The sequence below is a fragment of the Sulfitobacter sp. PM12 genome (assembly GCF_045586035.1).
Taxonomy (GTDB): Bacteria; Pseudomonadota; Alphaproteobacteria; order Rhodobacterales; family Rhodobacteraceae; genus Sulfitobacter; species Sulfitobacter pontiacus.
Genome location: NZ_CP151529.1, coordinates 263,387 through 281,743, shown reverse-complemented (window position 1 = coordinate 281,743; position 18,357 = coordinate 263,387). Strand labels below are relative to the sequence as shown.

The window sequence follows — 18,357 nt, the reverse complement described above, 5'->3', positions numbered from 1 at the left end:
TTGCTTACTCCGCTGCCAGTTTCGCGGCGCGTTTCTTCGCCGCATGTGCCATCAAACCGTCCCGCACCCACGCGCCGTCGTCCCACGCCTTGTTGCGCGCGGCGAGCCGTTCGGTATTGCAGGGGCCATTGCCCTTGAGCACGTCAAAGAATTCGTCCCAATCGGGCTGGGTAAAGTCGTAATGCCCGCGTTCCTCGTTCCACTTCAGATCGGGGTCGGGAACGCTGAGGCCCAGATATTCGGCCTGCGGGACACATTCATCGACAAACTTCTGACGCAGCTCGTCGTTGGAGTTCATCTTGATCTTCCACGCCATCGATTGCGCCGAATGGACGGAATTTTCGTCCGACGGGCCAAACATCATCAGCGCAGGCCCCCAGAAGCGGTTCAGCGCGTCCTGTGCCATTTTGCGCTGCGCGTCTGTGCCCTTCGCCATCTTCATCATGATGTCGTAGCCCTGGCGCTGGTGGAACGATTCCTCTTTGCAGATACGCACCATCGCGCGGGCATAGGGGCCGTAGGATGTGCGTTGCAACGGCACCTGGTTCATGATCGCGGCCCCATCCACGAGCCAGCCGACAGCCCCCATATCGGCCCATGTCAGGGTCGGATAATTGAAGATAGAGCTGTATTTCATTTTGCCCGACAGAAGGTCGCGGGTCAGCTGGTCACGGCTGACCCCCAGTGTTTCGGCGGCACAATAGAGATACAGACCGTGGCCCGCCTCGTCCTGCACCTTGGCGAGCAGGATCGCCTTACGCTCCAACGTCGGGGCGCGGGTGATCCAGTTGCCTTCTGGCAACTGGCCCACGATTTCCGAATGCGCGTGCTGGCCGATCTGCCGGATCAGGTTCTTGCGATACCCCTCCGGCATCCAGTCTTTCGGTTCGATCTTGCCGCCCGCATTTATCCGTTCCTGAAAGGCGCGTTCCTGCGGATCCATCTCTTCGAGAGATTTGACACCTTGGCCGGTGGATTTGATCATCTGTGCATACATCGTTCAGATCCTTTCAGGGGGATAATTGCGTTAAGCGCGTTCGAGGATGATGGCGACGCCTTGGCCGACGCCGACACACATGGTGCACAGCGCATAGCGGCCGCCTGTGCGTTTCAACTGCAGGGCTGCGGTCATGACCAGACGGGCACCGGACATCCCCAGCGGGTGACCGATGGCAATCGCGCCGCCGTTAGCATTCACATGAGGCGCATCATCCGCCACGCCAAGCGCGCGCAATGTGGCGATCCCTTGCGACGCGAACGCTTCGTTCAGTTCGATCACATCCATCTGGTCGATGGTCAGACCTGCGCGGGCCAGAACTTTCTGGCTGGCAGGAACAGGGCCGATGCCCATGACGCGCGGTTCGACACCGGCGGCAGAGATACCGACAACGCGTGCAATCGGGGTCAGCCCGTGCTGCGACGCCGCCGCCTCAGAGGCCATCAGCATCGCCGCCGCGCCGTCGTTGACGCCAGAGGCATTGCCCGCGGTCACGGTCAGGTCGGGGCCGTTGATCGGGCGCAGCTTGGTCAGCGCGTCAATCGTGGTGCCGGGGCGCGGGTGTTCGTCGCGGTCAAAGACAATCGGGTCGCCCTTGCGCTGCGGGATCGACACGGGGGTGATCTCGTCGGCGAAAACACCGGCCTTGTCCGCCGCTTCCCAGCGGTCCTGACTGCGCTTGGCAAAGGCGTCCTGATCTTCGCGGCTGATATCATAATCCGTAGCCACGTTATCGCCGGTTTCGGGCATGGATTCGACGCCGTATTGCGCCTTCATCTTGGGGTTCACAAAGCGCCAGCCAATGGTGGTATCATAGACAGCGTTGTTGCGCGAGAAGGCGGTTTCCGCCTTGGGCATCACGAAAGGTGCGCGAGTCATGCTTTCGACACCGCCGGCAATCGCCAGATCCATGTCGCCGGCCTTGATCGCACGGGCCGCGACGCCGACCGCATCCATGCCAGAGGCGCATAGACGGTTGATCGTTGCACCGGGCACATCGACCGGCAGGCCGGCCAGCAGGGCCGCCATACGGGCCACGTTACGGTTGTCTTCGCCGGCCTGGTTGGCACAGCCAAAGATCACGTCATCGATTTTGGACCAATCCAGATCAGGATTGCGGGCCATCAGTGCGGCAATCGGTGCCGCTGCCAGATCATCGGCGCGGATCGATGACAATGCGCCGCCAAAGCGGCCGATGGGTGTGCGCTGCGCGTCACAAATAAAAGCGTCCATGAAAGTCTCCCTTGGTTGACGAGCGTAGGGATAGTCGCGATTCGACGCAACTTAAATGTTACCTGACATTTTTCAGTTTGCATATTTTGTAACATAAGGGCGGACAGGATAACGCGCAAGGAGGTCTGTTCGGGCCGCTTGGGCAAGGCGCGCAACCTTCCCCCGCAGGAGCGCTGGAACAGGGGTGGAAACCCCGTTAAAACAATGCGCAAGATGCGCCCCAGACTGATTTGACCCGAACGGACCTGACCCATGCATAGTGTGACCCTTCTAACCTCTCCTCAACGCCCGCAGCTTGAGGCGTCGCTGGTCGATGCCGTGCGCAACGCATGGGGCGGCGGGGATGCGGTCTGGCTTGCTCCGGACGAGGCGGCGGGCTTTGACATGAAGCGGATGCCGGGCAATCGCTGGGATGTCTGGGCCGAATGTCAGGGGATGGGGGTCGATCTGGTGATCACCCCGTCGGAAGGCCGCCGCAAGAAGATGCTGCTGGCGGACATGGACAGCACCATGATCCAGCAGGAGTGTATCGACGAGCTGGCAGATGAGGCCGGGGTCGGGGACCGCGTCAAAGATATCACCGCCCGCGCCATGAACGGAGAGCTTGATTTCAACGCCGCCCTGCGCGAACGGGTTGGTCTGTTGAAGGGGTTGGACGAGGCGGTGATCACCCGCGTGCTGGCCGAACGGATCACCCATATGCCCGGCGGCAAGACCCTGATCGCGACAATGAAGGCAAATGGTGCCTATGCGGCGCTTGTGTCGGGCGGTTTCACGGCGTTCACCGCCGCGGTGGCAGAGGCGCTTGGCTTTGACGAGAACCGCGCGAATACGCTGCTCGCATCGGATGGCGTGCTGACCGGCGACGTCGGTGTGCCGATCCTGGGCAAACAGGCCAAGGTCGATGCGCTGGAACAGATCACCGCGCGCCTGGGGCTGTCAGAGAACGACGTGATCGCCGTGGGCGACGGGGCAAACGATCTGGGCATGCTGGCGCGCGCGGGCATGGGCGTGGCGCTGCACGCCAAGCCCGCCGTGGCGGCGGAATGTGACGTGCGGATCAACTTTGGCGACCTGACGGCGCTGCTTTATGTGCAGGGGTACGCCAAGGACGAATTCGTCATCTAGGCGCGCAAACTGCATGGGGCGCTGCCCCATACCCCGGGATTTTTAACCATTTGGAAGCGATGTTACGCAAAGCCAGCGGCAGGTTTGAGCGTGCCCGTGATGATGCCGCGCCGGTTTTCTATCGGGGCATTGCGGTATTTCAACGCTTCGGGGTGGTTCGGGTCGAGCGCGCCGAGTTTGACCAGGATCGAGGTGATCGCGCATTCGGCCGCGCGCTTGGTGCCACAGGCCGCCTTGAGAGCCACGCCGATGTTCTGATCCGGCAGGATCGCGATGAAGAACCCCTCGGCCCCGGTTTTGAGCGCGACCTTGCCGTTCATCGCGCGCATCAGATTGGTGCAGGCGCGGGTCTCGCCGGCGACAAGGTCGGGGTGCAGGCGCATGGCCTGATGCAGCCGCGCCTCGGCCGACCCATCAGGAGCAGCGGCGAAATGCGCCATGGCGCGGGCCATACCGTGTAGCGTAGTTGCAAAATTCGGGACAGAGCAGCCGTCGATCCCGAAGCCGGGCGAGGTGGTGCCGGTCACACGCTCGAACGCCTCGAGACAGGCGCGTTGCACGGGGTGGTCCGGCTTTTCGTAATCCGCGCCGCCGCCCATATGGGCGTTGACCGACAAGAAGCCCGCGTGTTTGCCGGAACATTCATGGTGGATCTGGCAAGGCTGGGTGTCAGAACACACCAGTGCATTGCGCGCGGCCTCGTCACCGGGAACTGCCGTGCCGCAGCGAAAGTCGCTGTCGTCCAGCCCCAACGTCTTGAGCCAGTCAGAGATGATGCCCACATGCAAATCCGCCGCCTGATGGGACGCGCAGGCCAGCGCCAGATGTTGGGGCCCAAGGCCGTAGGCATCGGCGGCACCGGACTGGATCAGGGGCAGCGCTTGGATCATCTTGGCAGAGGAGCGCGGCAGGATCACCGTGTCGGGATCGCCCCAAGCCTGCAGGATCTGACCGCTGCTGTCACAGACCACCGCATGACCCGAATGCACGCTTTCCAGAAACGGACCACGCCAGATTTCAGCGAAGGGGGCTGCTTGGGTCATGAATTATCCTTTTCGTTGGCGAATTCCTGCCAATCAGGGTTTCGTGTGTCGCCTGTTTGCCGTTATTATGCTTGTTGACGAGAGAAATACAGTTCCTTTGATCAAGAGCGCCTCCCGAAGGGCTGCCATTGGGGAATTGTTGTGATGTTGAGGTTAATGGCGGCTGGAGGCCCAGGTAGATGATGAACTTTAGGACGATTGGTTTTGCGGCGGCGCTGGCGGGTCTGAGCGCAGGCAGCGTTTTCGCGCAAGCGCAAAGCACGAACCGCGTGGCAGCAGAGACGGACTGGAGCGTATTCGTCGAAGACAACCCGACCGAATGCTGGGGCGTGTCCACGCCAAAAGAATCCGTGAACTCCCGCGATGGTCGCGTTGTGGCGGTGAACCGCGGCCAGACCCTGCTGATGGTCTTTTACCGTCCAAGCGCGGGGGCCAAGGGGCAGGTGGCCTTTACCGGCGGCTATCCCTTTGCTTCGGGGTCGACGGTCAACATGAACATCGGCGGCACCACGTTCGAGCTGTTCACCGAAGGCGAATGGGCCTGGCCTGCGACCACCGAGGACGACAACAAGATCATCGCCGCGATGAAACGTGGCGCGGATGCAAAGCTGACGGGCCGTTCCGGGCGTGGGACGCAGACCGAGGACACGTTCTCGCTTCTGGGGTTCACGGCTGCGGTTGAAGATGCGGCCAAACGCTGCGGCGGCTAGGTTTTTCCGCCTGAACTGATCGCAAAGCCCTGCCATTGGCGGGGCTTTTTCATACCAAGGGTTTGGTCGATAAAGCGGCCATGACGGGCGAAGCTATGCACTCAGCCCGGCCCAGCAATGCGGCGTTTCCTTTTGATTTAGGGAAAAATCCCTATATAGAGCGCTCAAACCCCTGCACACCGGAGAATCCCCATGTCTGCGACCGCGCCGATTACTCAAGATGTCATGACCATTCCGCGTAAGCAGGCGGAGGGGCCGGTGAACCTTGTCGGGTTGACCCGTGATGCCATGCGCGCCGCGTTGATTGCGGAAGGCACGCCGGAGAAACAGGCGAAGATGCGTGTGGGGCAGATCTGGCAGTGGATCTATCAATGGGGCACCCGCGATTTTGCCGATATGACCAACCTGTCGAAAGCCTTCCGTGCCGAACTGGCCGAGAAGTTCGTGATCGAGGTGCCCGAGGTCGTGACCAAACAGGTGTCCGAAGACGGCACGCGCAAATATCTGGTGCGCATCGCGGGCGGCCATGAGGTCGAGGTGGTGTATATCCCCGAAGAGGGGCGCGGCACCTTGTGCGTCAGCTCTCAGGTCGGCTGCACGTTGACCTGTTCCTTCTGTCACACTGGCACGCAAAAGCTGGTGCGCAACCTGACCGCGGCCGAGATTATCGGGCAGGTGATGGTGGCGCGGGATGATCTGGGCGAATGGCCCGTGCCCGGTACGCTGACCGATGCGCCGCGGCTGTTGTCCAACATCGTGCTGATGGGCATGGGCGAACCGCTGTATAACTTTGAAAACGTGCGCGACGCGATGAAGATCGCGATGGACCCCGAGGGGATCCAGCTGTCGCGCCGCCGGATCACCTTGTCGACCTCCGGTGTTGTGCCGGAGATCGCGCGCACCGCCGAAGAGATTGGCTGCCAACTGGCTGTATCTTTCCACGCCACCACGGACGAGGTGCGCAACAAGCTGGTGCCGATCAACAAACGCTGGAACATCGCCGAGCTGATCGAGGCGCTGCGGGCCTACCCCAAGGTCAGCAACTCTGAACGGATCACGTTTGAATATGTCATGCTGGATGGAGTGAACGATTCAGACGCAGATGCGCATCGTCTGATTGAATTGATCCGCGGTATCCCCGCCAAGATCAACCTGATCCCGTTCAACGAATGGCCCGGCGCGCCGTATAAGCGGTCGTCGAACAACCGCATCCGCGCGTTCTCCGAGATCGTGTATCAGGCAGGCTACGCCTCGCCCGTGCGTAAACCGCGGGGTGAAGATATCATGGCGGCCTGCGGTCAGTTGAAATCGGCGACAGAGCGTGAACGCAAGTCCCGCAAGCAGATCGAGGCTGACGCGGGGATGTAACTGCCCTTAATTCAACGTGAAATCCACGATGCAGCCGTCCCGATTGGGGCGGCTGTTTGCATTTCAAGGCGTTTGATTGTGGCGGGGTCACCCTGAAATGACCTTGGGCCTGCCACATTTAAGCAGAAATTAAGTCATGATCGCCCAGAATATTGTTTCCATCGACAACACAATCAGGAGCGATACTGCGATGACTGTTATTATCAAGAACGACGCCTTTATCACTGCCGATGTACTGGCGCTTGTGACCCGCGAACGCGAAAGCGCCTTGTCCTACCGCGAATGGAAACATCGACTGGCCGGGTATGGCTATGGGGTACGTGACACGGACCACGGGTCCGTTCTGGAAACGCTGCCGCATCACGTTGAAGTCTGTGTGCTTCCGGCCGATCTTTGCGCCTGATCTGACCGGGGTCTTTATTTTGAACGCCCGGGGACTTCCTCTCGGGCGGGGGCTGTATCCCAGTTCTCGATCAGCTTCATCGCCTCGTCGGCGGTTTCAACGAATTGGAACAGGTCCAGATCCTGATCAGAGATCGTGCCCGCGTCTGCCAGCGCATCCCAGTTGATGATCTTTTCCCAGAAGGCACGGCCGAACAGCAGGAACGGCACACGGCTCATCCGGCCTGTCTGGATCAGGGTCAGCGTTTCGAACATTTCGTCCAGCGTGCCAAAGCCGCCGGGGAAGACACAGATCGCCCGCGCGCGCATCAGGAAATGCATCTTGCGGATCGCGAAGTAGTGAAAGTTAAAGCACAGCTCCGGTGTGACATATTCATTCGGGGCCTGTTCGAAGGGTAGAACGATGTTCAGCCCGATAGATTGCCCGCCGGCGTCGACGGCACCACGGTTGCCTGCCTCCATCACGCCGGGGCCACCGCCAGTGACGATCACGTTGTCTTGCCCGTCACTCTCCATCGATTTCAGCGTCATCAGCCGCGCGAATTCGCGGGCCTCGTCATAGAAATGGGACAGATCGGCCAGTGTCTTGGTGCGGGCCTTGTCTTTATGGGCAGGGGCGGGAATACGCGCGCCGCCGAACAGAACGATGGTGGATTTCACACCATGGGCGTCCAGCTCCATCTCGGGCTTGAGCAATTCCAGTTGCAGCCGGACGGGGCGCAACTCCTGACGGCACATGAAGTCGTCATCGGTAAAGGCCAGCCGGTATGCCGGGGCGCGCGTTTGCGGCGTGTCGGGTACATCCTGCGCGGTAGCGCGGTCGTCGCCGGCCATGCGCAAGGGGTGGCGTTTGGATTCGGTCATCATACTCTCCGGTCTGTGCGGGCGACGGGTGCCCTTTGCTGCAACATGCCTGCCTTTGCCGCAAATGACCACGCCATCCGACGTCATTGCACCACAGCCCCGACGACTGTATAGCCAAGCGCAACATTTGACCCTCATTCGCCGGAGCTACACCCATGTCGAACGCCCAACTTGAAACCGCCATCGAAGCCGCCTGGGACGCCCGTGACACGATCACTTCGGCCACCACCGGTGAAACACGTGACGCGATCGAAGACACGCTGGCCGCGCTGGACAGCGGCAAGCTGCGCGTTGCCGAAAAGATGGAGAACGGCGACTGGCATGTGAACCAATGGGCTAAGAAAGCGGTCCTGCTGGGCTTCCGCATCAAGGATATGGAACAGCAAGACGGCGGCCCGCAGGGCAGCGGCTGGTGGGATAAGGTCGATAGCAAGTTCAAAGGATGGAACGATGCCGACTGGAAAGAGGCAGGCTTTCGCGCCGTGCCCAATTGTGTCGTGCGCAAATCGGCCTATATCGCGCCGGGCGTCGTGCTGATGCCGTCCTTTGTGAACATTGGTGCCTATGTCGACAGCGGCACAATGGTTGACACATGGGCGACCGTCGGGTCCTGCGCGCAGATCGGCAAGAACGTCCACCTGTCGGGTGGCGTTGGCATCGGTGGCGTGCTCGAGCCCATGCAGGCCGGCCCGACAATCATCGAAGACAACTGCTTTATCGGTGCGCGTTCCGAGGTGGTCGAAGGCTGTATCGTCCGCGAAGGCTCCGTTCTGGGGATGGGGGTCTACATCGGCCAGTCGACCAAGATCCTCGACCGTGAAACCGGCGAAGTCTTCTATGGCGAAGTGCCGGCGGGGTCGGTCGTTGTGGCGGGGTCCATGCCGTCGAAGAACGGTGTGCACCTTTATTGCGCCGTGATCGTGAAGCGCGTCGACGAAAAGACCCGCTCCAAAACCTCAATCAACGAGCTGCTGCGCGACTAAGGGAACCTTTTCACAGACCTGTGAGTTCACTCTATGAAACAAGATTTATGGAGAATTTGAAATGACAGGTCTGGGTTGGTTCGCAGCAATAATCGTCGGTGGTCTGGCCGGTTGGATCGCGGAAAAGATCATGAAGTCCGATATGGGGCTGATCATGAACATTATTCTGGGGATCATTGGCGCGATCGTTGCCAACTTCCTGCTGATGACAATCGTCGGTGCGACCTTGGGTGGCTGGATTGGTCAACTGGTCGTCGGCGTCATCGGGGCCTGCCTGTTGATTTGGGTCACACGTTTGGTACGCGGACGTAGCTGACCCTTTTCAGACGACACAGAACACGATAGGGCTGCCGCATCTTAATGCGGTGGCCCTTTTTATGTCTGACCAGAAGAAACCCAAGAAACCGTCGCGCCAGCAGGTCTATACGCTGCTGGTCGAGATCGGCCGAAAAGAGGGCGACGGCCTGCCGGACAAGGCGACGGGCGCTGCGCTGATGTGCTTTGCCTCGGGTATCGACGAAGCGGAAGCCGTGCGCGAGACGGTCGCCATCCTGAAACAGGCCGATACCAACCCGCTGGACGTGACCGGATATGGCACGATTGCCGACCGCGAGGCCGAAGGCCACGAGATTGACGAAGACGAACGGGCCTTGATGGCGCGGGCGCTGGATGAAAACTCTGTCATTATTGCGCAGATGACGCCTTTCTTCGACTAAGGTTCCTGCGCGGCTTTGCAGCGCTGGCGTGGGCTATGTGGCTCACCGCTTTGTGTATTTCCGCGCTGCCCCTTGGCTTTGGTGCATTTTCCCCACAAATGTAGGACGACACCGCGACACACGCCGAAGGAGCCCTCATATGTCCAGCATCGATCCCGTAGACCTGACCGCCAAACTGGTGCGTTGCCCGTCGGTCACCCCCGCAGATGGGGGCGCGCAAGAGGTGCTGTTCGATCTGCTGACCGAGGCGGGGTTTGATTGTGCCTGGGCGGACCGTGGCGGGATCAAGAACCTCTTTGCGCGTTGGGGCAACAAGGGTAACACCCGCAGCTTTGGCTTTAACGGTCACACCGATGTCGTGCCCATCGGGAACGAGGCCGATTGGACTATGCCGCCCTTCGGCGCAGAGATCAAAGACGGCATCATGTACGGGCGCGGCACAACCGATATGAAATCCGGTGTGGCAGCCTTTACCGCCGCGGCCATCGACTTTGTCCGCGATACGCCCCCGGATGGGTCCATCGTGCTGGCAATCACCGGTGACGAGGAAGCCGAAGGCATCGACGGCACCCGCGCCTTGCTGGATTACATGCAAGAGGCGGGCGAACGGATGGATGTTTGTCTGGTAGGGGAGCCGACATGTCCGAACAAAATGGGCGAGATGATCAAGATCGGGCGACGCGGATCGCTGAACGCGCATTTTCGCGTGATCGGCAAACAGGGCCATGCGGCCTATCCTCACCGCGCCAATAATCCGATGCCTGCGATGATGCGGCTGATGGATCAGCTTGCCTCGCATCAGCTGGACGAGGGGACGGACCATTTCGATCCCTCCACGCTGGCGATTGTCACCGTCGATACCGGCAACCCTGCGACCAATGTGATCCCGGCTGAAACCCGCGCGACGGTGAACATCCGTTTTAACGACAAGCATTCGGGCGCTAGCCTGACCACTTGGCTGGAGGAACAGGCCGCCGCGATCCGCGACAGTTTTGGCGTGCAGGTCGAGCTAAAGGTCAAGATTTCGGGCGAGAGCTTTATCACGCCACCGGGTGAGCTGTCTGATCTGGTGTCCAAAGCGGTGCAGGCAGAGACGGGGGTGACGCCTGAACTGTCCACCTCTGGCGGGACGTCGGATGCGCGGTTCATGAAGCACCATTGCCCTGTGGTTGAATTCGGGCTGGTTGGTCAGTCCATGCACGAGGTCGACGAAAACGTCGAGGTGGCGCAGATCCACCAGCTCAAATCCATCTATACCCGCATCCTGAAGGACTATTTCGCATGACCGCCCATATCGCCGTGACCGAAGACCTCGCCAGCTGTCACCTGCTGCGCCGGATCGTCTTTATCGAAGAGCAGAACGTGTCGGAAGCCGATGAAATGGACGACCGCGATGACGACGCGACGCATTTCCTTGCCACCGAGGAAGAGCTGCCGATCGGGTCGGCGCGGATGCATATCAAAGGAGACACAGCCAAGATCGGGCGCGTATGTGTGATCAAATCCCACCGCGGTACGGGGCTTGGCGCGGCGTTGATCCGCGCGGCGGTAGACGAGGCGCGCAAGGATCCTGCCGTGCGCTTCGTGAAGCTCGGCGCGCAGTTGCATGCTTTGGGGTTCTACGAAAAGCTGGGGTTCGTGGCGCAGGGGCCGGTCTTTGACGACGCCGGCATTGATCATCGCGAGATGGTGCTGTCGCTTTGAACCGCACACTGGTCATCATGGTGAAAGAGCCGCTGCCGGGGCGGGTCAAGACGCGGCTTGGCCGTGATTTGGGCATGACCGCTGCCGCGTGGTGGTTCCGGCATCAGACCCGCGCGTTGATCCGCCGTGTGCAAGACCCGCGCTGGCAGGTGGTGCTGGCGGTCGCGCCGGATCGGGCGGGGCTGTCCAGCCGTGTCTGGCCCGCGCATCTGCCGCGCTGGCCGCAGGGGCGCGGTGATCTGGGGGATCGTATGGGTCGTATGCTGCGTGCTGCGCCCGCGGGGCCGGTCTGCGTCATCGGGGCGGATATTCCGGGTGTGACCGCGGCGCGGGTGGCCGATGCGTTTCGCGCGCTCGGGTCGCATGACGCGGTGTTCGGGCCTGCACCGGACGGGGGCTATTGGCTGGTCGGGCTGAAACGCGCCCGCCCCGTGCCGCCGCGCCTGTTTGAAAACGTCCGCTGGTCCACGGAGCATGCGCTGGCCGATACCGTCGCCACGCTGGCCGATCACCGCATCGCACAGGTCGCCACATTGCGGGACGTGGATACAATCGACGATTTGCCCATGACGAAGCGGGGTGCGCGTGCTACCTCGTGAAGCATGAGCAAAATACCTTCAAAGCCCGAGATCCTAGACTGGATCGCCGAAAACCCCACTCTGACCGCCAAGCGTGACATCGCCAAGGCGTTCGGCATCAAGGGGGCGGCCCGGATCGATCTGAAACGCGTGCTGAAAGAGCTGGAGGCCGAAGGCCATCTGGAAAAGCGCAAGCGCAGCTATCAGGACCCTGACCGCTTGCCGCCGGTGTCTGTGTTGCAGGTCACGGGGCCGGACAAGGATGGCGATCTGTTTGCCAAACCGATGGAGTGGCAGGGCGAAGGCGTGGAGCCCGTGGTGCTGGTGATCCCCCGTGCCTCTGACCCGGCCTTGGGTGCCGGCGACCGTATTCTGGCGCGGTTGACGCTGGTACAGGCGCAAGACCACCACTACGAGGCGCGGCTGATCCGCCGCATTGGCGCGAACCCGCAGCGGGTCTTGGGCATCTTCCGCAAGACCACAGAGGGCGGGCGCATTGTGCCCATCGACAAAGGGTCCGACAAGGAATGGTGGGTGCCCGGAGACGCGACCCACGGGGCCAAGGATGGCGAGCTGGTCGAGGCGGAGCAGGCCGGACCAAAGGCGCGCATGGGATCGCCACGGGCGCGTATCGTTGAACGTCTGGGGGACCCGTCGGCACCCAAGGCTGTGTCCCTGATCGCGATCCACCAGCATGGTATCCCCGACGACTTTCCTGACGACGTGATGGCGCAGGCCGATGCCGCGAAACCCGTGGGCCTGAAAGGGCGCGAGGATCTGCGCGACCTGCCCCTGATCACCATCGACCCGTCGGACGCGCGGGACCATGATGACGCGTGCTATGCCCATGCTGACGAAGACCCCAAGAACGAGGGCGGCCATGTCGTCTGGGTCGCGATTGCCGATGTGGCGGCCTATGTCACCCCCGGCTCTGCGCTGGACCGCGAGGCGCGCAAACGGGGCAATTCCACCTATTTCCCCGACCGCGTTGTGCCGATGCTGCCCGACCGCCTGTCGGGGGATCTGTGTTCGTTGCACGAAGGCGTGCCGCGGGCCTGTATCGCTGTGCGCATGGTGCTGGATGCGGCGGGCAACAAGATCGGCCATAGCTTCCATCGCGGGCTGATGCGCTCTCCCGCTTCGCTGCACTACGAAGAGGTGCAGGACGCGATTGACGGTGCCCCCAATGACCGCACCGGCCCGTTGCTGGATGCTGTGCTAAAACCGGTCTACGCCGCCTATGCTGCCTTGAAAGCTGCCCGCGCCGAGCGTCAGCCGCTGGACCTTGACCTGCCCGAGCGGCGGATCGAGCTGGACAAGGACGGCACCGTGAAGTCGGTGAATTTCAAGGACCGGCTGGATGCGCACCGCTTGATCGAAGAGTTCATGGTGCTGGCCAATGTCGCCGCCGCCGAGACTCTGCTGTCCAAGAAAACGCCGCTGCTGTATCGCATCCACGAAGAACCCTCTCCCGCCAAGCTGGACGCCTTGCGCGAAACCGCGCAGGCGGCGGGCTATACGCTGGCCAAGGGACAGGTGCTGCATACGCGCCATCTGAATAAGCTACTGAACGATGCGGCGGGTACGGATGATGCAGAGCTGATCAACCTGTCGACCCTGCGGTCGATGACGCAAGCCTATTACGGGCCCGCGCATATCGGGCACTTTGGTCTGGCGCTGCGGTCCTACGCGCATTTCACCTCTCCGATCCGGCGCTACGCGGATCTGATCGTGCACCGCGCGTTGATCACTGCACATGGCTGGGGCAACGACGGGCTAAGCCAGCATGATATCGAGGATATCGAACAGACCGGCGCGCATATCTCGGACACGGAACGCCGGTCGATGATGGCAGAGCGTGACACCACCGATCGCTATCTCGCGTCCTATCTGTCGGAACGTGTGGGCAATGAATTCTCGGGCCGGATCAGCGGCGTGGCGCGATTTGGAGCCTTTGTGAAGCTGGACGAAACCGGGGCCGACGGGCTGCTGCCCATGCGGTCGCTGGGGCGCGAGTATTTCCATTTCGACCAAGAGGCCGGCACGCTGATGGGGTCGGATACGGGCATGATCATCTCTGTCGGGCAGCGTGTCACCGTGCGCCTGTCAGAGGCGGTCCCGGTCACCGGGGGCATCGCGCTGGAGCTGCTGACGCTTGAGGGTGACGCCCTGCCCAAGGGCGGCCAAGGGGCGCGGCGCGGACGCGGTGGCCCTGCGGGCCGCACCAACCCCAAGCGCAAGGGTGTCAAAGCCAAGCGCAAGGCGGATAAGGTGAAACGCAAGGTCAAACGCACACGACGCTGACCCCAGAACGGGAACACGAGGCAGGAACAGGCAGGCAGTAACACGCACAGCGGGCAACTCCGCCTTTCTGGGCGCGGCGTTTGACGCTAGGCTTGCGGCGTGATGCTGGGAGGGGCGCGGGAATGGAACTGCTGAAAATTGGCGTATTGGTTGGCGGGGTGACACTCTCGGTGACGGGTGCCACAGGTGTGATCGCTGCGGGGGCCGAGGGTACTGCGCGCCCGCCCGCGGCTGTGCAAAAGCCGGGCAACGCGGCAGGATTGCAGGACTGGGTGACCGCCTTCCGTGCGCGTGCCTTGGCCGCAGGGATAGACGGTGCGGTCTTTGACCGCGCGATGCAGACCGTGCGTTATGACCCGCAGGTCATCCGCCGCGACCGCAACCAATCCGAATTCACCAAAACAATCTGGGCCTATCTGGAGACCGCGACCTCTGATCTACGGGTCACCAACGGGAAGAAGGCGCTGGCCGAGCAGGCCGACGCGCTATCCCAGATCGAAACGCGCTATGGCGTCGAGAAAGAGATCGTCACCGCGATCTGGGGGCTGGAAAGCGCCTATGGCACCTTTAGGGGCAGCGATCCGGTGCTCAGCTCGCTGGCGACATTGGCCTATGACGGACGGCGGCGGGCGTTCTTTGAAGGGGAGCTGCTGGACGCGCTGCGGATCTTGCAGGCGGGCGATACCACGCCCGCGAGGATGCAGGGCAGTTGGGCTGGTGCGATGGGTCACACGCAGTTCATGCCCTCGTCCTTCCAGCAATATGCCGAGGATTTCACCGGCGATGGCAAACGCGATATCTGGAGCGATGATCCACGTGACGCGCTTGCCTCTACTGCGGCGTATCTCAAGCATTTCGGATGGGTTCAAGGGCAGCCTTGGGGTGTCGAGGTACGGCTGCCCGAGGGGTTCGACTATCTTCTGGCGGGGCGGGATATCCTGAAAACGGCAGCGGAATGGCGTGCGCTTGGGGTGCGCCCTGTGACAGGATCGCTGGGGGATCACGGCCCTGCGTCCCTGCTTTTGCCCGGTGGGGCAGAGGGCGCGGCGTTTCTAATTTATGCCAATTTCGCGGTGATCGAACGCTATAATTCGGCCGATGCCTATGTGATCGGTGTGGGGCATCTGGCGGACCGTATCGCCGGGGGCGGGCCGATCGAGGCCAGCTGGCCGGTGCAAGACCGCGCGCTGACCTATGACGAACGGATCGAGCTTCAGACGCAGTTGACGGCGCAGGGGTTTGATACGGTCCAGATCGACGCCAAGATCGGCCCGCTGACCATCAATGCGGTGCGCGATTTCCAATTGTCGCAGGGGCTTGTGCCTGACGGCTATGCCTCCCCCCGATTGTTGGAGGCGCTGCGCGCAGCCGCGGCGGAATAATCTGGCGTAAATGAAACGCGCCGGACCTTTCGGTCCGGCGCGTGCCTTCGGCGAGGATTTTAAACCATTTGGAAGCGGCTTAGCCGGGTGACATCCCGCGCAGCCGTTCGGAGCGGCGGCGCAGCAGTTCGACCACGGTCAGCAGGCAGATCGAGATGACCACGAGGATCGTCGCAACGGCAAGGATCGTGGGGCTGATCTGTTCGCGCAGGCCTGTGAACATCTGCCACGGGAGCGTTTTTTGACCCGCAGACCCGACAAAGAGCACCACGACGACTTCATCAAACGAGGTGATGAAGGCGAACAAACCGCCCGAGATCACGCCCGGCAGGATCAACGGCATTTGCACGCGGAAGAAGGTCGTGACCGGATTGGCCCCCATATTCGCCGCCGCGCGGGTGAGAGAGCGGTCAAAGCCCACCAGTGTCGCGGTGACGGTGATGATGACGAAGGGGATGCCCAAGGCCGCGTGGGCCAGAACAACGCCGACATATGTGCCCTGCAGGCCGACGCGGCTGTAGAAGAAGTACATGCCCGCCGCCGAGATGATCAGTGGGACGATCATGGGCGAGATCAGGATTGCCATGATCGCGCGCCGGAACGGCACGTGCTGCTGGCTCAGGCCAATCGCCGCGAGGGTACCGAAGCTGACCGACAGAAGGGTCGCGGCCGGGGCGATCTTGATCGAGTTCCAGACGGCACCTTGCCATGCGGAGCTGCTGAAGAAGTCTTTGTAGTGGCGCAGCGAATACCCTTCGGGATCGAAACGCAGCATTTCAGGGGTGAAGGTAAAGAAGTTCTCGGCGTTGAAGCTAAGTGGCATGACCACGAGGATCGGTGTGATCAGGAACACAAGGATCGCGCCGCAAATGATGCGGAAGGCAAAGTGCCAAAGCACCTGACCCGGGGTTAGATAGGGCGCGACCTTGGCGCGGTAGCGCCCCTCGTAGAGCCAGAAGCTGAACCAGCCGAAGAACCAGCCGAAGATCGTCCCCAGTACGAGCATGGGCACGCCGCCCAGAATAAAGCCGATCACCGCCAGCAGAATGACAGAGGTCCAGCGGGCGATGGTTTCGTTCTTGATCAACTGCGTCAGCACAAAGGCCAGCGCCCCCATGGAGAGGGCTCCGATCAGGATGCCCAGCAGTCCGCTGCCTTGGGCGGTGCCGACAAAGAGCCCGGCAAAGGCGCCTGCTGCGGCGACAACCGGTACATAGAAACCGACGGGTTTGCGGGAGATAGGTGTGAGTGCGACCATGATATCAGCCTCCCAGTTTCACGTTGTCGATGCCGACGATCTTGTCGTAGGCCCAGTAAAGCCCAAGCACCACGGCCAGCAGGATCGCCCCGAGCGCGGCCGCGAGGCCCCAGTTGAGCGAGCTGGAGATGTGATAGGCAATCCGGTTGGAGATGAATGTCCCCGTGGTGCCGCCGACGATTTCCGGCGTGATGTAATAGCCGATCGATAGGATGAACACGAGGATCGACCCCGCGCCGATGCCGGGCACCGATTGTGGGAAATACACGCGCCAGAAGGCTGTCCAGTTCGTGGCCCCCAGCGACTTTGCCGCACGTAGATAGCTGGGCGGTACTGTTTGCATCACGGAATAGAGCGGCAGGATCATGAAGGGCAGCAGGATGTGCGTCATCGCGATGATCGTGCCGGTTTGGTTGTTGATCAGCGCAAGACGGCTGTCATCGGCCACCAGGCCCAGCCACACCAGTGTATCGTTGATCACACCCTGTTGTTGCAGCATGACCTTCCACGCCGATGTCCGCACCAGAAGCGAGGTCCAGAAGGGCAACAGCACGAGGATCATCAGCAGGTTCGCGGTACGCGCGGGCAGATTGGCGAGGATCCACGCCACCGGATAGCCCAGCAGGATACAGCTGAGGGTGATGCAGACCGACATGAACAGCGTGCGTAGGAACAGCGTGCCGTAGATGCGTTCGTTGTCGGGGCGGAATTCGGGACCGTCAGCCGTTTTCTGCATGTCGACGGCATTCAGGAAATAGCCGTTGGTCAGCGCGGGACTGTAGGCGCGGATGGTGCTCCAGATCGGGGTTTTGCCCCAATCGTCGTCAATCTCGGTGAAGGCTGTTTTGTAATCGACTGCGTCGAATGTAGGGGCGGCTGCGGCAGCCTCGGTCAGTTCGGCTGATGCCGGGCCTGAATAGCTGGCGATTTGCGATGCCGTGGGGCCTGTCAGGTCGTCATAAAGGGCCGAGTAGATCAGCGCCCATGGGTCTTCCTTGTAGAGGTTGTCTTCGTCGTCGTTCTGAACGAAGTCGGCGAAAATTTCGTAGTATTCGGCGGTCTCGGGCAGAAGCTCTGCCATGCCTTCGCGCATTTCAAACGCGGGTTGGTCGTCGCCGGAGGATTTTTTCCAGTCGGAAATCTCTGCCAGCCATGCGTCGGAGCCAAGCAGAGCGTTCCAGTTTTCGCCCTTCTTCCAGAAGTCGTTCAGATCCTCGAACTGGTCCTGAAACACTTCACCAATGTCATCCACGCCGCGGCCGGATTTGCGGAACAGGGACGATGCACCGGTCAGCTCGTAGTTGAGCCTTGAGCCCAGACGGGTGTGCAATTTGCGTTCCTGTGCGATGAACAGGTCTTCGTAGAGCGCCTTGTAGACGGGGGCACCGGGGGTTTCACCGCTTTCGCTGTCCCAGTCGGAAAGGGTTTGCGTGGTACGGGGCAGCGTGTCGCTGACGATCTGGTTCTCGACAGAGCGGAACAGCATATCGGCGATCGGCGCGATAAAGGTGATCAGGATAAAGATCAGCAGAGGGGCGATCAGCAAAAGCGCGCTGAGCTTCTGACGACGGAGCGCACGGTTCAGGCTGCGTTTCAGCGGTGTGCCGTCCGCGGCCAGCATCGGGCCGGTCTGTTCAGGTGTGTCGTTCGTCGCGTCGGCGGTATCGCTCATATCGGCCCCATGGGG

18 protein-coding genes are annotated in these 18,357 nt (G+C 61.5%); 12 read left to right on the top strand and 6 right to left on the bottom strand.

Features of this window, described 5'->3' with window-relative positions; all coding sequences use genetic code 11:
* Nucleotides 1–4 precede the first annotated feature (4 nt).
* The gene (gene paaA, locus AADW22_RS01315) at nt 5–997 is read right to left on the bottom strand and encodes a 1,2-phenylacetyl-CoA epoxidase subunit PaaA (RefSeq protein ID WP_037942555.1); all 993 of its coding nucleotides are present in this window, start codon (nt 995–997) and stop codon (nt 5–7) included.
* 30 nt (nt 998–1,027) lie between these two features.
* Nucleotides 1,028–2,230 (bottom strand): 3-oxoadipyl-CoA thiolase, encoded by a 1,203-nt coding sequence (pcaF, locus tag AADW22_RS01310; RefSeq protein WP_407474092.1) that lies wholly within the window; start codon nt 2,228–2,230, stop codon nt 1,028–1,030.
* Between the two features lie 252 nt (nt 2,231–2,482).
* Between pcaF and serB the strand changes: the two genes are divergently transcribed.
* On the top strand, nt 2,483–3,358 hold the full coding sequence (serB, locus tag AADW22_RS01305; protein WP_407474091.1) for a phosphoserine phosphatase SerB: 876 nt from the start codon (nt 2,483–2,485) through the stop codon (nt 3,356–3,358).
* Between the two features lie 62 nt (nt 3,359–3,420).
* Here the strand turns inward: serB and AADW22_RS01300 are convergent, their stop codons facing one another.
* Nucleotides 3,421–4,401: an asparaginase gene (locus AADW22_RS01300; protein ID WP_407474090.1), complete on the bottom strand. Its 981-nt coding sequence runs from the start codon at nt 4,399–4,401 to the stop codon at nt 3,421–3,423.
* A gap of 179 nt (nt 4,402–4,580) precedes the next feature.
* Between AADW22_RS01300 and AADW22_RS01295 the strand changes: the two genes are divergently transcribed.
* The 3 genes from AADW22_RS01295 to AADW22_RS01285 all read left to right on the top strand — a co-directional run bounded on the left by AADW22_RS01295 (nt 4,581) and on the right by AADW22_RS01285 (nt 6,882).
* The gene (locus AADW22_RS01295; RefSeq protein ID WP_005850544.1) at nt 4,581–5,111 is read left to right on the top strand and encodes an invasion associated locus B family protein; all 531 of its coding nucleotides are present in this window, start codon (nt 4,581–4,583) and stop codon (nt 5,109–5,111) included.
* Between the two features lie 192 nt (nt 5,112–5,303).
* On the top strand, nt 5,304–6,479 hold the full coding sequence (rlmN, locus tag AADW22_RS01290; RefSeq protein ID WP_037942562.1) for a 23S rRNA (adenine(2503)-C(2))-methyltransferase RlmN: 1,176 nt from the start codon (nt 5,304–5,306) through the stop codon (nt 6,477–6,479).
* Nucleotides 6,480–6,669: 190 nt separating this feature from the next.
* Nucleotides 6,670–6,882 carry a hypothetical protein gene (locus tag AADW22_RS01285; protein WP_005850541.1) on the top strand — a complete coding sequence of 71 codons (213 nt, stop codon included), beginning with the start codon at nt 6,670–6,672 and terminating at the stop codon, nt 6,880–6,882.
* Between the two features lie 14 nt (nt 6,883–6,896).
* On the opposite strand, the gene AADW22_RS01280 is transcribed toward AADW22_RS01285, so the two are convergent.
* Entirely contained in the window at nt 6,897–7,748 is an 852-nt protein-coding gene (locus AADW22_RS01280) for a TIGR00730 family Rossman fold protein (RefSeq protein WP_407474089.1), read from the bottom strand.
* Between the two features lie 152 nt (nt 7,749–7,900).
* Between AADW22_RS01280 and dapD the strand changes: the two genes are divergently transcribed.
* From dapD to AADW22_RS01240, 8 genes are all read left to right on the top strand, one after another.
* Nucleotides 7,901–8,728 (top strand): 2,3,4,5-tetrahydropyridine-2,6-dicarboxylate N-succinyltransferase, encoded by an 828-nt coding sequence (dapD, locus tag AADW22_RS01275; RefSeq protein ID WP_005850539.1) that lies wholly within the window; start codon nt 7,901–7,903, stop codon nt 8,726–8,728.
* A gap of 61 nt (nt 8,729–8,789) precedes the next feature.
* Nucleotides 8,790–9,044 (top strand): GlsB/YeaQ/YmgE family stress response membrane protein, encoded by a 255-nt coding sequence (locus AADW22_RS01270; RefSeq protein ID WP_005850538.1) that lies wholly within the window; start codon nt 8,790–8,792, stop codon nt 9,042–9,044.
* 61 nt (nt 9,045–9,105) lie between these two features.
* Nucleotides 9,106–9,444: a hypothetical protein gene (locus tag AADW22_RS01265; RefSeq protein ID WP_005850537.1), complete on the top strand. Its 339-nt coding sequence runs from the start codon at nt 9,106–9,108 to the stop codon at nt 9,442–9,444.
* 139 nt (nt 9,445–9,583) lie between these two features.
* Complete coding sequence (gene dapE, locus AADW22_RS01260; RefSeq protein ID WP_037965521.1) at nt 9,584–10,729, top strand: succinyl-diaminopimelate desuccinylase; 1,146 nt, start codon at nt 9,584–9,586, stop codon at nt 10,727–10,729.
* A complete protein-coding gene (locus AADW22_RS01255; RefSeq protein ID WP_005850535.1) occupies nt 10,726–11,148 on the top strand; it encodes a GNAT family N-acetyltransferase in 423 nt (140 codons plus the stop codon). Before dapE ends, AADW22_RS01255 begins: the two co-directional genes overlap by 4 nt.
* Nucleotides 11,145–11,747 carry a TIGR04282 family arsenosugar biosynthesis glycosyltransferase gene (locus tag AADW22_RS01250; RefSeq protein ID WP_407474088.1) on the top strand — a complete coding sequence of 201 codons (603 nt, stop codon included), beginning with the start codon at nt 11,145–11,147 and terminating at the stop codon, nt 11,745–11,747. Before AADW22_RS01255 ends, AADW22_RS01250 begins: the two co-directional genes overlap by 4 nt.
* 3 nt (nt 11,748–11,750) lie before the next feature.
* Nucleotides 11,751–14,030, top strand: coding sequence for a ribonuclease R (rnr, locus tag AADW22_RS01245; protein WP_407474087.1), 2,280 nt, complete (start codon nt 11,751–11,753; stop codon nt 14,028–14,030).
* Between the two features lie 122 nt (nt 14,031–14,152).
* On the top strand, nt 14,153–15,412 hold the full coding sequence (locus AADW22_RS01240; RefSeq protein ID WP_407474086.1) for a lytic murein transglycosylase: 1,260 nt from the start codon (nt 14,153–14,155) through the stop codon (nt 15,410–15,412).
* A 79-nt stretch (nt 15,413–15,491) separates the two neighbouring features.
* Here the strand turns inward: AADW22_RS01240 and AADW22_RS01235 are convergent, their stop codons facing one another.
* Nucleotides 15,492–16,670, bottom strand: a complete 1,179-nt coding sequence (locus AADW22_RS01235; protein ID WP_168592350.1) for an ABC transporter permease — start codon at nt 16,668–16,670, stop codon at nt 15,492–15,494.
* Between the two features lie 4 nt (nt 16,671–16,674).
* Complete coding sequence (locus AADW22_RS01230) at nt 16,675–18,342, bottom strand: ABC transporter permease (protein ID WP_005850527.1); 1,668 nt, start codon at nt 18,340–18,342, stop codon at nt 16,675–16,677.
* Nucleotides 18,343–18,357 lie beyond the last annotated feature (15 nt).

Excerpts from the sequence above, each read along its gene's own strand:
- paaA (WP_037942555.1), bottom strand. The coding sequence starts at position 997 with ATGTATGCACAGATGATCAAATCCACCGGCCAAGGTGTCAAATCTCTC.
- pcaF (WP_407474092.1), bottom strand. The coding sequence starts at position 2,230 with ATGGACGCTTTTATTTGTGACGCGCAGCGCACACCCATCGGCCGCTTT.
- serB (WP_407474091.1), top strand. The coding sequence starts at position 2,483 with ATGCATAGTGTGACCCTTCTAACCTCTCCTCAACGCCCGCAGCTTGAG.
- AADW22_RS01300 (WP_407474090.1), bottom strand. The coding sequence starts at position 4,401 with ATGACCCAAGCAGCCCCCTTCGCTGAAATCTGGCGTGGTCCGTTTCTG.
- AADW22_RS01295 (WP_005850544.1), top strand. The coding sequence starts at position 4,581 with ATGATGAACTTTAGGACGATTGGTTTTGCGGCGGCGCTGGCGGGTCTG.
- rlmN (WP_037942562.1), top strand. The coding sequence starts at position 5,304 with ATGTCTGCGACCGCGCCGATTACTCAAGATGTCATGACCATTCCGCGT.
- AADW22_RS01285 (WP_005850541.1), top strand. The coding sequence starts at position 6,670 with ATGACTGTTATTATCAAGAACGACGCCTTTATCACTGCCGATGTACTG.
- AADW22_RS01280 (WP_407474089.1), bottom strand. The coding sequence starts at position 7,748 with ATGATGACCGAATCCAAACGCCACCCCTTGCGCATGGCCGGCGACGAC.
- dapD (WP_005850539.1), top strand. The coding sequence starts at position 7,901 with ATGTCGAACGCCCAACTTGAAACCGCCATCGAAGCCGCCTGGGACGCC.
- AADW22_RS01270 (WP_005850538.1), top strand. The coding sequence starts at position 8,790 with ATGACAGGTCTGGGTTGGTTCGCAGCAATAATCGTCGGTGGTCTGGCC.
- AADW22_RS01265 (WP_005850537.1), top strand. The coding sequence starts at position 9,106 with ATGTCTGACCAGAAGAAACCCAAGAAACCGTCGCGCCAGCAGGTCTAT.
- dapE (WP_037965521.1), top strand. The coding sequence starts at position 9,584 with ATGTCCAGCATCGATCCCGTAGACCTGACCGCCAAACTGGTGCGTTGC.
- AADW22_RS01255 (WP_005850535.1), top strand. The coding sequence starts at position 10,726 with ATGACCGCCCATATCGCCGTGACCGAAGACCTCGCCAGCTGTCACCTG.
- rnr (WP_407474087.1), top strand. The coding sequence starts at position 11,751 with ATGAGCAAAATACCTTCAAAGCCCGAGATCCTAGACTGGATCGCCGAA.
- AADW22_RS01240 (WP_407474086.1), top strand. The coding sequence starts at position 14,153 with ATGGAACTGCTGAAAATTGGCGTATTGGTTGGCGGGGTGACACTCTCG.
- AADW22_RS01235 (WP_168592350.1), bottom strand. The coding sequence starts at position 16,670 with ATGGTCGCACTCACACCTATCTCCCGCAAACCCGTCGGTTTCTATGTA.
- AADW22_RS01230 (WP_005850527.1), bottom strand. The coding sequence starts at position 18,342 with ATGAGCGATACCGCCGACGCGACGAACGACACACCTGAACAGACCGGC.